A 13,939-nucleotide genomic window follows, 5' to 3' on the forward strand; every position below is an offset into this window, starting at 1 on the left:
GCTGCACAAATGGCCCCTCGCAAGAGGGGCTTTTTTTGGCCGGGACTTTTTAGGTGGTGCCGAGGTGTTGGTTGTCTGTGCCGGCCTCTTCGCGGGCAAGCCCGCTCCCACAGTTGATCGCATTTCTTTGGGCAACCCCGGTCTCCTGTGGGAGCGGGCTTGCCCGCGAAGGCGTCAGCCCGGTCGCCACTTTCCTTGAGGCAAAAGAAAACCCCCGACAATCCAGAGGACTGATCGGGGGTTTTCGAGTCAGCGCCTTGCAGCGCTCACCGGTTCAGCTTACTGGCAAGCTTCGCAATCCGGCTCGTCGATGGCGCAAGCCTTCGGTACTGGAGCTGGACCGGCTGGAGCTGCCAGGACCGAATCTTCACCGTGGTTGCCGCCGCTGGAAACAGCGTTCAGTTTACCGGTGTTGATGGTCGACTTTTCGGTGCTGGTCGCGGCCAGGGCACGGAGGTAGTAAGTGGTTTTCAGACCACGGTACCAAGCCATGCGGTAGGTCACGTCCAGCTTCTTGCCCGAGGCGCCAGCGATGTACAGGTTCAGCGATTGAGCCTGGTCGATCCACTTCTGACGACGGCTGGCCGCGTCAACGATCCACTTGGTGTCCACTTCGAAAGCAGTCGCGTAGAGCTCTTTGAGTTCTTGCGGAATGCGCTCGATCTGCTGCACCGAACCGTCGTAGTACTTCAGGTCGTTGATCATGACAGCGTCCCACAGACCGCGAGCCTTCAGGTCGCGAACCAGGTACGGGTTGATCACGGTGAATTCGCCCGACAGGTTCGATTTCACGTAGAGGTTCTGGTAGGTCGGTTCGATCGACTGCGATACGCCAGTGATGTTGGCGATGGTCGCGGTCGGTGCGATGGCCATGATGTTGGAGTTACGAATGCCTTTCTGTACACGGGCGCGAACCGGTGCCCAGTCCAGGGATTCGTTCAGGTCAACGTCGATGTACTTCTGGCCACGTTGCTCGATCAGGATCTGTTGCGAATCCAGAGGCAGGATGCCTTTGGACCACAGCGAACCCTGGAACGTCTCGTAGGCGCCGCGCTCGTCGGCCAGGTCGCAGGAAGCCTGGATCGCGAAGTAGCTGACCGCTTCCATCGACTTGTCGGCGAACTCGACTGCAGCGTCGGAACCGTAAGGAATGTGCTGCAGGTACAGTGCGTCCTGGAAGCCCATGATGCCCAGGCCGACCGGACGGTGCTTGAAGTTGGAGTTCTTCGCTTGCGGCACCGAGTAGTAGTTGATGTCGATCACGTTATCGAGCATGCGAACGGCGGTGTTCACGGTGCGTTCCAGCTTGGCGGTGTCCAGCTTGCCGTTGACGATGTGGTTCGGCAGGTTGATCGAGCCCAGGTTGCAAACGGCGATCTCGTCCTTGTTGGTGTTCAAGGTGATCTCGGTGCACAGGTTCGAGCTGTGGACCACGCCCACGTGCTGCTGCGGGCTGCGCAGGTTGCACGGGTCTTTGAAGGTCAGCCATGGGTGGCCGGTTTCAAACAGCATGGACAGCATTTTGCGCCACAGGTCTTTGGCCTGGATGGTCTTGAACAGTTTGACCTTGCCTGGGTATTCGGTCAGGGCTTCGTAGTACTCGTAACGCTCTTCGAAAGCCTTGCCGGTCAGGTCGTGCAGGTCCGGCACTTCGGATGGCGAGAACAGGGTCCACTTGCCGTCATCGAAGACGCGCTTCATGAACAGGTCAGGGATCCAGTTGGCGGTGTTCATGTCATGGGTACGACGACGGTCATCACCGGTGTTCTTGCGCAGCTCGATGAACTCTTCAATGTCCATGTGCCAGGTTTCCAGGTAGGCACAGACAGCGCCTTTGCGCTTGCCACCCTGGTTGACGGCGACGGCGGTGTCGTTCACCACTTTCAGGAACGGTACAACGCCCTGGGATTTGCCGTTGGTGCCTTTGATGTACGAACCCAGTGCACGAACTGGCGTCCAGTCGTTGCCCAGGCCACCAGCGAATTTGGACAACATGGCGTTGTCGTGGATCGCGTGGTAGATGCCGGACAGGTCATCCGGAACGGTGGTCAGGTAGCAGCTCGACAGCTGTGGACGCAGGGTGCCGGCGTTGAACAGGGTCGGGGTCGAGGACATGTAGTCGAAGGACGACAACAGGTTGTAGAACTCGATCGCACGGTCTTCCTTGTTCTTCTCTTCGATCGCCAGGCCCATGGCCACGCGCATGAAGAAAATCTGCGGCAGTTCGAAGCGGATACCGTCCTTGTGGATGAAGTAACGGTCGTACAGGGTTTGCAGGCCCAGGTACGTGAACTGCTGATCGCGCTCGTGGTTGATCGCCTTGCCGAGTTTTTCCAGGTCAAAGGTGGCCAGGACCGGGTTCAGCAATTCGAACTCGATACCCTTGGCGATGTAGGCAGGCAGGGCCTTGGCGTACAGGTCGACCATTTCGTGGTGGGTCGCGCTTTCGGCAACGTTCAGGAAGCTCAGGCCTTCGGCACGCAGGGTGTCCATCAGCAGGCGGGCGGTGACGAACGAGTAGTTCGGCTCGCGCTCGACCAGCGTACGGGCGGTCATCACCAGAGCGGTGTTGACGTCGGTCAGGGCCACGCCGTCGTACAGGTTTTTCAGGGTTTCGCGCTGGATCAGGTCGCCGTCGACCTCTTCCAGGCCTTCGCACGCTTCGGTGACGATGGTGTTCAGGCGGCCCATGTCCAGCGGAGCAAAGGTGCCATCGGCGCGGGTGATGCGGATCGACGGATGAGCGTTGACTGCTTGTTCGGCCGGGGCGTGGGCAGCGCGTTCCTTGGAACGGCCGTCACGGTAGATCACGTAGTCGCGAGCCACTTTCTGCTCGCCGGCACGCATCAGGGCCAGTTCGACCTGGTCCTGGATTTCTTCGATGTGGATGGTGCCGCCCGATGGCATGCGACGCTTGAAAGTCGCGGTGACTTGTTCGGTCAGGCGGGCAACGGTGTCATGGATTCGCGACGAGGCGGCAGCGGTGCCGCCTTCAACTGCGAGAAACGCTTTGGTGATCGCGACGGTGATCTTGTCATCGGTGTAAGGAACGACAGTGCCGTTACGCTTGATCACGCGCAGTTGGCCAGGCGCGGTGGCGGACAGATCCGAAGTCGAATCAGCGGCCTGCGGCAAGGTGCCCTGCGGGTTCTCGCGAGTTGTGTCGGTTTGCATGGGGGGTTGTCTCCACATTCTCTATGTTTGTTTGGGCACCGTCACGGTGCCCACCGTTCTGTCCTGAAGCACTACAACCGACGAGGTGCCGGGTATAACAACTTCGAGACAGTAGGAAAAAGGCTAATGATGCCGCTTCCTTGCCGAAGTCTTTGGTCGCGAGCCTGGGCTCGAAGCCGGATTCCTTTCAGGGGTGCCAGTTATGACTGCAACACCCGTACCGTTCTGACCGTTCAGGCCTGGAAAAACGGTGCCATCCGCGCACGCGGTTTGGGCTTGTAAATTCGTGCTTGGTTCAACCTGCAACACGCAATAAAGCGCTTGAGTTTCAGGTCTGAAATGTGGTTGGGCTTTTAAGCTAAAACCCTACATGTAGGGTTTTTTTCGCGCCGAGGTACAAGATAATGCGTTTTGGAGGGTGTTGCAACGTACTACCTGTGGATAAACCTGTGCGTAAATTGTGTGTGAAACGTGGAACGGGCGTGTAGGCCGCGACCTAGCTGGAGCGAACCGTTTTCCACTGATTTTCAGCGATCGAATACAGTCATTCGGATTTTTAAGGGCGCGAACCCTATCACAAAAAATCCGCTTGTCCGAACGCATTTGTCGGCTTGTGTTCTCGTCGTTCGGCGTTTATACAATCGGCCAGTGTGTACGCATTCTTATCCTCCCCAATCATTACAAAAAGACGGGCGGATCCTTCCTTATAAGTGTTGTTGGCAAGCAGAGGTCACCGTGGAGCAAGAAGCCTGGCAGGTATTGATTGTGGAGGACGACCAGCGTCTGGCCGAACTGACCCGCGAATACCTGGAAGCCAACGGCCTGCGCGTCTCGATCGAAGGCAATGGTGCGCTGGCCGCTGCGCGCATCATCAACGAGAAGCCGGACCTGGTGATCCTCGACCTGATGCTGCCGGGCGAAGATGGCCTGAGCATCTGCCGCAAGGTGCGCGACAAATATGACGGCCCGATCCTGATGCTCACAGCCCGCACCGACGATACCGATCAAATTCTTGGCCTCGACCTGGGCGCCGACGATTACGTGTGCAAACCGGTGCGTCCGCGTCTGTTGCTGGCACGGATCCAGGCACTGTTGCGCCGCAGTGAAGCCCCTGAGGTGGCCCCGGAAAAACAACGGCGCCTGCAGTTCGGTCCGCTGGTGGTGGACAACGCATTGCGCGAGGCCTGGCTCAATGACAGCGGTATCGAACTGACCAGCGCCGAGTTCGACCTGCTGTGGTTGCTGGTGGCCAACGCGGGCCGAATCCTGTCCCGGGAAGAGATCTTCACCGCGCTGCGCGGCATCGGCTATGACGGTCAGGACCGCTCCATCGACGTGCGCATCTCGCGCATCCGTCCCAAAATCGGCGACGACCCGGATCATCCGCGACTGATCAAAACCATCCGCAGCAAGGGGTATCTGTTCGTTCCGGAAGCCTGCACCCCGTGAACTCGATCTTCCTGCGCATCTACGGCGGCATGTGCGCGGCGCTGATCCTGGTGGCTGTGCTGGGCGTGCTGGCGTTGCATTTGCTCAACCAGGTGCGCAGCGAGCAATACCGTGAGCGCCTGGCCCACGGCACTTTTTCGCTGATGGCCGACAACCTGCAACCGATGAACGATACCGAGCGCCACCGGGCCTTGCTGGTGTGGGAGCGTTTGCTCGGCATTCCATTGGCGTTGAACACCTTCGCCCAGACCGACCTCGACCTCACTCAGCGCACCCGCGTGCTGCGCGGCCAGGCGCTGGTGGAGCAGACCGGCCCGCATGCGGCAAAGGTTTATCGTCTGGTCAGCGACAAGGAACAGCTTGTTCTCACGGGTGAGGTCCAGCAGATCAGCGAGCAACTGGCGCGGGCCACCATTTATCTGTTGGCTGACGAACTGGTGCGCGTACCGGTGGCCGAACAGCCCAAGCGTCTGGCGCAATTGAAACAAGACAAGGGCTTTGGTTTCGACCTGCGCCTGGTCACTGTCGACCAGGCGGACATGGACGAGGACCAGAGCCGCCGCATCTCTGAAGGCGACACGGTGATGGCGCTGGGCAAGGGCGGCGATTCGATCCGGGTGTTTGCCGGCATGGTCGGAACGCCGTGGGTGCTGGAGATCGGCCCGCTGTATCAGATGAATCCGTATCCGCCGGAATGGCTGGTGCTGATCGCGGCCCTGGGTTTGAGCCTGATCGGTTTGATCGTCTATCTGTTGGTGCGTCAACTGGAGCGTCGCTTGCGTGGCCTCGAAGCCGCCGCCACGCGCATCGCCAAAGGCAGCCTGGAAACCCGAGTGCCGGCACGTGGCGCCGATTCGGTAGGGCGTCTGGCTTCAGCATTCAACGGCATGGCCGAGCACTTGCAACAGTTGCTGGCGATCCAGCGTGAACTGGTGCGCGCGGTGTCCCACGAATTGCGCACACCGGTGGCGCGCCTGCGTTTTGGCCTGGAGATGATTGGCTCGGCCACCACGCCGCAGGCGCTGGAGAAATACCTTGAAGGCATGGACCACGACATCGAGGACCTCGACAAACTGGTCGACGAGATGCTGACGTACGCGCGGCTGGAGCAGGGCTCGCCGGCGCTGAATTTTCAGCGCATCGACCTCGATTCGTTGGTGAGTCAGGTGATCGAAGAGCTGGCGCCATTGCGCGCCGATGTCACCGTGCAGCGTGGTTTGTGCCTGTCGGCGGCCGATTGCGATGACGCCTGGGTTGAAGCCGAGCCGCGCTATCTACATCGCGCGATGCAGAACCTGGTAAGCAACGCCATGCGCCATGCTTCGTCACGGGTAACCGTCAGTTATCAGGTCGGGCAGCAGCGTTGCCGGGTGGACATTGAGGATGATGGACCGGGCGTGCCGGAATCGGCGTGGGAGAAAATCTTCACGCCATTCCTGCGCCTCGATGACAGCCGAACTCGCGCCTCGGGTGGGCATGGTCTGGGCTTGTCGATCGTGCGGCGGATCATCCATTGGCATGACGGGCGGGCGTTGATCAGCAAGAGCAAAAGCCTGGGCGGGGCTTGTTTCAGCCTGAGTTGGCCGAGGAATCAGGAGCGGCGCTGAGATCCAGGTTGTCTGATCTGGCCTCATCGCGAGCAGGCTCACTCCCACACTGGATCTATGCCGTACCGAAGAACCCTGTGGGAGCGAGCCTGCTCGCGATGAGGCCCGATTAGGCTACACACATCTTCAGGCCTTAATGCTGACCAGACTCAACAACTGCCCATCCTTGACCCCAAACTGCGCATCCAGCTCAGTGCCGTTGCGCCACTCGGCAGACAAATCCGTCAGCAAGCGCAATCTCACTTCACCAGTCTCGCTCCACTCCAGCACTTCAGCGTGCTCAAAATAAAACCGCTGCTGGACAATCGGATACAGCGCCTTGAACAAACTTTCCTTCACCGAAAACGTCAGCGTCACCAGCAGTGCCAACTGATCGCGAGCACCAGACGCCATGCGCTGCATCTCCGCCGGTATAAGGATTTCCCCGGCCAGGCGCTCGGCCCGTTCTGGGTTGAGCAGGTTTTCCAGGTCCATCCCCAAACCGCGCCAATCGCTTTTCTTCGCCACAATCGCCGCCGCACGGCCGGTGCTGTGGGTGATGGAGCCGCTGATGTGCGCAGGCCACACCGGGGCGCGGTCTTCACCGATGGCCGGGATGAAACTCAGCCCTTCCAACTGTTGCAACGCGGCACGTGCACAAACACGCCCGGCGAGAAACTCGGCCTGACGCTTGGCGACCGAGCGTTGAATGCTTGCCGGCGGCTCGATGGCGCTGCGCTGGAAATCATCGCTGGCCAGTTGCGCGGTATCGAAGTGAGTGCTCAACAGCACGGCATCGGGCAGCACAAACGGCAGTGGCCACTGGGCATCGAGTGGGGTGCAGCAGACGGGTAGGGCGGGGACGGAATTCATGTCGGGCATTTTGCCGGGTTGCTCTCGGGCTGGGTAGTGCAAAGGTTCAAACCGAGGCGCGGCCATCGCGGGCAAGCCCGCTCCCACATGGATTTGTGTTGCAACATAGATCCAGTGTGGGAGCGGGCTTGCCCGCGATGGCCGCGCCTCGGTCTGTCCGATCAGCCAAAAATCTTCTTGAAGAATGCCTGCATGTCCGCCCAGGACTTTTCATCCGCCGCTTTGTTGTAGCCAATGTCCGGCCCGCCGTGATCGCCATGGCTCAAGCGATCCGCATCCGGATTACTGAACCCGTGCTTGGCGCCTTCAAGGCTGACGAACTTGTAGTCAGCCCCGGCCTTGTCCATTTCAGACTTGAACGCCGCCACATTGTCCGACGTCACCATGCTGTCCAGAGCGCCATGCTCCACCAGGATTTTCGCTTTCACGCTTCCCGGTGTCGCTGGCGTCTGGGTCGCCAGCGCGCCGTGGAAACTCACGACGCCGGCCAACGGCACGCCTTGGCGCGCCGCATTCAGCACCACGCCGCCACCAAAGCAGTAACCGATGGCGGCGATTTTATTCGGGTTGGTCTGCGCCTGTTTCTTCAGCAAATCGAGCCCGGCCTGAAAGCGCGCACTGGAGGCGGCACTGTCTTTGAGCGCCGCCTGCATGAAGGTCATGGCGTCTTTGGGATGTTCGGTGTTCTTGCCATCGCCATACATGTCGATGGCCAAGGCGCTGTAGCCCAGGCCGGCCAGGTCGCGGGCGCGGCGTTTGGTGTAGTCATTGAGACCCCACCATTCGTGCACCACCACCACGCCAGGTCGTTGGCCTTTGATCGCGTCGTCGTAAGCGTAATAGCCAATCATTTGGGTGCCATCAGGGCTCTGATAGGGGATTTCCTGAGTCTTGATCGCAGCTTGGCTGAGACCGCTCAAGGCCAGTAATAGAAGGGCGAGGCAAACACGCATGGTCGGATCTCCTGCAATAAAGTCAACAAAACCATCGGGTGGATGTGATTCAGCTTAGGTTCAGAGTGCGTTCAGAGTGCGTTCAGGGTGGTGTGCGTAACCTTGCCCAATGTCCAAAAGCTAATGGTGCATGAGGAAATGCCCCAATGGCTCGCTTAAAAAGCTGCTTGCGGCCTTCACCGTCTTGGGCGTGAGCAGCACTGCTGTTGCCTACGGCGACAATTTCGCCAGCCTTACTCTTGGACAGACCAGCGACAAGATTAAAAAGTCCCACACCCGAACGACAACGTGTCGGTCTCGCACAATGGCATTAAACTGCATCAGGAAAACCTGCCGGGCAGCTACGATCTGTCTTGCCCGGTGAGGATTGCGCGGCTTACCTGACTGGCGAAACCATGCTTTGGAGATGTTGATTTGCCTAGGAGCGCGTTATGAAACTGCTGGTCGTTGAAGATGAAGCGCTGTTGCGCCATCACCTGCAAACCCGCCTGACGGACAGTGGCCATGTGGTCGAGTCCGTGGCCAATGCTGAAGAGGCGCTTTACCAGACCGAGCAGTTCAACCATGACCTGGCGGTGATCGACCTCGGCCTGCCGGGCATGGGCGGGCTCGATTTGATTCGTCAGCTGCGCTCACGCGGCCATACCTTCCCGATCCTGATCCTTACCGCACGCGGCAACTGGCAGGACAAGGTCGAAGGCCTCGCCGCCGGTGCTGACGATTACGTGGTCAAGCCGTTCCAGTTCGAGGAACTCGATGCACGCTTGAACGCCCTTCTGCGCCGCTCCAGCGGGTTTACTCAGTCGACCATCGTCGCCGGGCCGCTGCTGCTGGACCTCAATCGCAAACAGGCCACCCTCGATGAACAACCGCTGGCACTGACCGCGTACGAATACCGGATCCTGGAATACCTCATGCGTCATCACCAGCAAGTGGTAGCCAAGGATCGCTTGATGGAGCAACTCTACCCGGACGACGATGAGCGCGATCCGAACGTCATCGAAGTGCTGGTCGGCCGTCTGCGCCGTAAACTCGAAGGCCCGACCGGTTTCAAACCGATCGACACCGTGCGTGGTCTCGGCTACCTGTTCAATGAGCGCTGCACTTGATTCGATCCCTTCGTGTCCGTTTGATGCTCGCCGCCACGTTGCTGGCGGTGTTGTTCATGCTGGCGTTGCTGCCTGCGATGCAGGGCGCGTTCAGCCTCGCGCTACAGGACTCCATCGAGCAGCGCCTGGCGTCGGACGTGACCACGCTGATCTCCGCCGCGCGGGTGGAAAACAACAGCCTGCAAATGCCCGTGCAGTTGCCCGATGAACGCTTCAACCTGACCGACAGCCGCTTGCTCGGCTACATCTACGACCGTGAAGGGCATCTGGTGTGGCGTTCCAGAGCCACCCGCGAAGAAATGCTCAACTACAAACCGCGCTACGACGGACTCGGCAGCGAATTTGCGCGCATTCGCGAAGCCAATGGTCAGGAGTTCTTCGTCTACGACGTTGAAGTCAAACTGCTTGGCGGTAAAAACGCGGCATTCAGCTTCGTTGCCCTGCAACCGGTGCGCGAATACGAAGCGACCCTCGAAGGCCTGCGCGAAAACCTCTACCTCGGTTTCGGCGCTGCATTGCTGGTGCTGCTCGCCTTGCTATGGATCGGTTTGACCTGGGGGTTGCAGGCCTTGCGCCGGCTCAGTCAGGAACTCGACGAAATCGAAAACGGCGCCCGCGAAAGCCTCAGCGAACAACACCCACGCGAACTGCTGCGCCTGACCGGTTCCCTCAACCGTTTGCTGCACAGCGAACGGGAGCAGCGCAGCCGCTACCGCGACTCCCTCGACGACCTGGCCCACAGCCTGAAAACCCCGCTGACCGTGCTGCAAGGCGTCAGCGAAGACATGGCCAAACGGCCGCAAGACCGCGATCAGGCGCGGGTGCTGCAAAACCAGATCGAACGCATGAGCCAGCAGATCAGCTATCAACTGCAACGCGCCAGCCTGCGCAAAAGCGGTCTGGTGCGCCATCAGGTGCGCCTGCGGCCGGTGCTGCAAAGCCTGTGCGACACGCTGGACAAGGTCTACCGCGACAAACCCGTGCGCGTCGCTTTTGATCTGCCGGACCCGTGTTACGTGCCGATCGAGCAGGGCGCGTTGCTGGAAATGATGGGCAACCTGCTGGAAAACGCCTACCGCCTGTGCCTGGGCGAAGTGCGCATCAGCGTGCGCGAAACCCTGAGCGGGGTTGAGTTGTGCGTTGAAGATGACGGACCGGGTGTACCGCCGGACCAGCGGGCACGGATTCTTGAGCGCGGCGAACGACTGGACCGGCAACATCCGGGTCAGGGCATTGGCCTGGCGGTGGTCAAGGACATCATCGAGAGCTACAGCGCCAAGCTGACGCTGGGGGATTCGCCGATGGGCGGGGCGGCGTTCCGGATTCATTTTCCGGTGGTTTGACCCCCGTCACTGATCGTTCCCACGCTCTGCGTGGGAATGCAGCCCGGGACGCTCCGCGTCCCTTCCCAGAGCTTGAACGCGGAGCGTCCCACGCGGACGGTTCGACGCCTCGACGTGGGAACTATCTGGCCAATAAACAGCGCTGTTTAAAACACATCTCCAGACACTCACTCAGGCTACACATCCTTGCGCCGTTACCTACAGCTACGCCAGAATCCGCCGGCTTGTGCGCCTGGGGCGTGGACTCTATCGTTTGCGGGTCGCTGACGAATCAGCGATCGGGTTTAGCAGCCCGGGTCCTCTCTAGACGTACAACGCCCGCCGGTCATGTTATGGCGGCTTTGCGCGGGGCACTTCGGTGCGCCGGGTTCTAGAGTCCTGGTCTGCTAACCCGCGTACAGCCGCCACCTCTCTTTCGTTTAGCAGCGATAAGTAGCGGCTCCCTCACTCTAGGAGCTTCATATGTTCAAAAACACACCCAACCCACCCGACACCGACGACGTTTCCCCCTACGAATCCACCGATTCGAAAAAATTCAACGAAGCCGCCGACCGCGCCCTCGACTACTACCTCAAACCCGCAACGCTGAACGAAGCACCGCGCAAACCCAGCACCCTCTACTTCGTCGCCCCTGACACCGACGACGAAACCCTGCTGGTCAACGCCTGCGAATCCCTGGCGTCGGCGAGCGTGATGCTGAGTAATTTCGCAGGATTGATCGAGGGCTCCCATCGCCACACGGTGCTGGGGATTCAGCAAGTCGTGATGCTGGGTGAGCTGGCGGTGAACCGTATGCTGGACAGGCTCGATCCGCAGAATGCAGCTGGATAGTCAACGGTATTACGTGTCCAGGAAACGGCCCCCGCGGGCCGTTTTTTTTGCCTGAAAGATCATCAAATACCTGCGCACCGAACAACCGTTCGTCGCAACAAGGCCTTCACCTGTTATTTCTGACAGTAGCCACAGGAGTGGCTCAAGTGTCTGATTGTGCTGATACGGCCGTGCTCGCGGCCCCTGTCGACGACTTGAGGTGTGCCATGACGGCCAATCAAACAAACCCTGGTGTGCTGGCGCTTTTTCCCGTGAAATTTGCGGGGGCGACACCAGGCGTTATTGTTGATCCGGCGCCGCCGCTCGGGGTGCCGGTGGAGGGCTTGGCACAGGCTATTTTCACGCAGGTCGTCAAAAGTGATGGCAGCCGGGAGGGGGCGGTTCAAGCGGTGGTTGATCCACCATCGGTGGACTATCTCAGTATCGCGCTGTACATGACGGCGCCCAGTGCTGCGCAACCGCAACTGATCGAGCGCAAACCCGTTGCGCCGGCGGATCAGGACAAACCAGTCTATTTCAATGTTTTCCAGTCCTTGTTGAGCGACGGGGTGCATATTTTCCGTTACGTCGTCGAACGAGCCAGTGGCAACAGCGCGCCATCTACGCAGTCATGGGCGCTTTATCACCGTGACTTGCCAGGCGGTAACAACGTGCCGGGCACCGGGGATCATCCCTATCTGGAAATAAGCCTGCCGCCCGAATTGGGAAACCCGCCGCGGATCGGCAAGGAGGAGGCGGATAAAGGCGTGCCGCTCACGGCGTTCTATCCGTTCATGCACGCCTATGACGTCGTCACCGTGGAGCTGAATCGCGAGCGTTTTACCTTCACGGTGCTACCCGGTGAGGAGGGCAAACCCTTCGTGATCGTCATCACGCGGGCGATGTTCGAACAGGCCGGTAATCGTCCGGATTTTGCGATTTCATACACCGTGGAATCCCAAGTGAACAACCCTACCGACAAGCGGCGCTGGTCGCGGACGATCCAGGCCGATGTCGATACGCAGCGCGTCACGCTAACGGCTCCGGATCTGAGCGAGAACCCGGACGACCCGAACGACGATCCAGATACCATTGACCTGAGCAAGGTGAAAGACTTCCTGTATGTGCTGGTCCATGTGTTTTCACCGCAATGGTTGACCGGCGATATTGTTCGAGTGAAGTACACCTGTTCACCTTTGACTGGGTCGGCCGTGACTCACAACGCTGAAGAAACAGTAGGACGGTTGCCTTTCACTTATAAAGTGCAGGTGCCGATGGCGAAGGTCCTCGCGGGGGGCGAGGTATCTGCGCTGTACGAACAAGTCAGGCAAGGCAGGGTCATAGCAGTCTCGACTGCTGCTGAGTCGCAAGTAATTGGTGAAGGCTCGATTAAACTGAATCCTCCGACGCTAGTCGGCACTGCCAGGTCCCTCGATCCCATGGAGCCGGCCACACTGCGCGTCGAGTATCTGCAAGCCCGCGCTGGCGACAACGCCCGTTTGGTCGAAATCAATCCCATACCGGGTGCCACACCTTTTCCGGCGATGGCGTTCAACGCGAACAAACGCACGAACACAGTCCTGACTCCGGCATTTCTTGCGACTCGGCAAGGGAGCCAACTGAGGTTTCGCTGGGTGTTGATTCGGGGCGGCGAGGAGATTGCCCAATCGCTGCCGCTAGTGTTGACGGTGAAACGGATCGAGGGCGGTGATGCCCGTTTGCCGTTAGCGGAAATTCTGCAGGCGAAGGCGGGTGGACTGAGCCTCGATGAGTTTGTTGGCGACGCAACCTTCCGACTTTTGCCATGGGTATTTATAGCGGTTGGGCAGGAAATTAATGTAACGATTGTGGATAGAAATCATGCACCTCTTCCGGTTTTGCAGAACTACCGTATAACCGAACACGACGTGACAAGCGGTTTGACCCGGGCAATCTCCCGTCCATGGCTCAATGACTTATTTGATAATGCCGCAATAACAGTCGAGGTCGAGCTAATAGTCGGCGGTCATACCGTTGCCTTCAAGAACGTCAACTATATTGTCAGCCTCCGATCGTATGCTGGTTATGAAGATTTCGACAGTTCGCACCTGATTGGTTTTAACCCCGGCTCCGTCCATACGTTTGCGAGCGGGATAACGCTAAAGTCATTGGGTGGAATTGTTCATTTGACGAATGTTCATACCACCGACCCCAACTACACGTCGTTACTTGGACGGGTCACGCTGAACATGCTTGGTACGGTGGAGTTCACCCTTCCGGGCTTGGCCAGGCATGTCAGCTTTTTGTTCGATTCGCACCAGTTGCACGAAGAGAATGCTGTGGTTTTTATGGATGAACGAGGCTATGTCATTGGGACGAGACCATTAACTTTTACAAACCTCTACCAATCCGCCTATGTCAGTTTCAGTGCGCCGGGCAACAGCCGAATAAAGTCATTCACTATTACTAATAGAAATGACATGTACGTCGACAGAATTGAAGTGAGGTAGGGGAATATCGACTCAAGAGGACGCGTACGGTGAACCGGATGCTGGACAGGCTTGATCCGCAGAATGCAGCTGGCTAACTGATCGTTCCCACGCTCTGCGTGGGAATGCAGCCCGGGACGCTCCGCGTCCCTTTCCAGAGCTGGAACGCGGAGC

General features: G+C 59.1%; 9 protein-coding genes and 1 pseudogene. 7 read left to right on the top strand and 3 right to left on the bottom strand.

Annotated features, from left to right (window positions below):
* Positions 1-279: 279 nt before the first annotated feature.
* On the bottom strand, positions 280-3,174 hold the full coding sequence (locus QRN31_RS19415; protein ID WP_090186999.1) for a ribonucleoside-diphosphate reductase subunit alpha: 2,895 nt from the start codon (positions 3,172-3,174) through the stop codon (positions 280-282).
* A gap of 735 nt (positions 3,175-3,909) precedes the next feature.
* Between QRN31_RS19415 and QRN31_RS19420 the strand changes: the two genes are divergently transcribed.
* Together QRN31_RS19420 and QRN31_RS19425 are read left to right on the top strand one after the other, a co-directional pair.
* The gene (locus tag QRN31_RS19420; RefSeq protein ID WP_222588055.1) at positions 3,910-4,623 is read left to right on the top strand and encodes a response regulator; all 714 of its coding nucleotides are present in this window, start codon (positions 3,910-3,912) and stop codon (positions 4,621-4,623) included.
* Positions 4,620-6,230 carry an ATP-binding protein gene (locus tag QRN31_RS19425; RefSeq protein ID WP_285433860.1) on the top strand — a complete coding sequence of 537 codons (1,611 nt, stop codon included), beginning with the start codon at positions 4,620-4,622 and terminating at the stop codon, positions 6,228-6,230. The genes QRN31_RS19420 and QRN31_RS19425 overlap by 4 nt, the downstream gene beginning before the upstream one ends.
* A gap of 126 nt (positions 6,231-6,356) precedes the next feature.
* On the opposite strand, the gene QRN31_RS19430 is transcribed toward QRN31_RS19425, so the two are convergent.
* Entirely contained in the window at positions 6,357-7,082 is a 726-nt protein-coding gene (locus QRN31_RS19430) for a 4'-phosphopantetheinyl transferase family protein (RefSeq protein WP_285433861.1), read from the bottom strand.
* Positions 7,083-7,243: 161 nt separating this feature from the next.
* Entirely contained in the window at positions 7,244-8,035 is a 792-nt protein-coding gene (locus QRN31_RS19435; RefSeq protein ID WP_285433863.1) for a dienelactone hydrolase family protein, read from the bottom strand.
* Between the two features lie 130 nt (positions 8,036-8,165).
* Here QRN31_RS19435 and QRN31_RS19440 point away from each other — a divergent pair.
* The 5 genes and pseudogenes from QRN31_RS19440 to QRN31_RS19460 form a co-directional block, all read left to right on the top strand.
* Positions 8,166-8,398, top strand: a pseudogene (locus QRN31_RS19440) (hypothetical protein); the annotation flags it as partial.
* 68 nt (positions 8,399-8,466) lie between these two features.
* Positions 8,467-9,144, top strand: a complete 678-nt coding sequence (locus tag QRN31_RS19445; RefSeq protein WP_259152926.1) for a response regulator — start codon at positions 8,467-8,469, stop codon at positions 9,142-9,144.
* The gene (locus QRN31_RS19450) at positions 9,141-10,487 is read left to right on the top strand and encodes an ATP-binding protein (protein WP_285433865.1); all 1,347 of its coding nucleotides are present in this window, start codon (positions 9,141-9,143) and stop codon (positions 10,485-10,487) included. The genes QRN31_RS19445 and QRN31_RS19450 overlap by 4 nt, the downstream gene beginning before the upstream one ends.
* Positions 10,488-10,949: 462 nt before the next feature.
* On the top strand, positions 10,950-11,318 hold the full coding sequence (locus QRN31_RS19455) for a DUF6124 family protein (protein ID WP_285433867.1): 369 nt from the start codon (positions 10,950-10,952) through the stop codon (positions 11,316-11,318).
* Positions 11,319-11,524: 206 nt separating this feature from the next.
* Complete coding sequence (locus QRN31_RS19460; RefSeq protein WP_285433868.1) at positions 11,525-13,786, top strand: hypothetical protein; 2,262 nt, start codon at positions 11,525-11,527, stop codon at positions 13,784-13,786.
* Positions 13,787-13,939 lie beyond the last annotated feature (153 nt).

Origin of the sequence: Pseudomonas sp. fls2-241-R2A-110 (assembly GCF_030209165.1) — a bacterium.
Lineage (GTDB): Bacteria > Pseudomonadota > Gammaproteobacteria > Pseudomonadales > Pseudomonadaceae > Aquipseudomonas.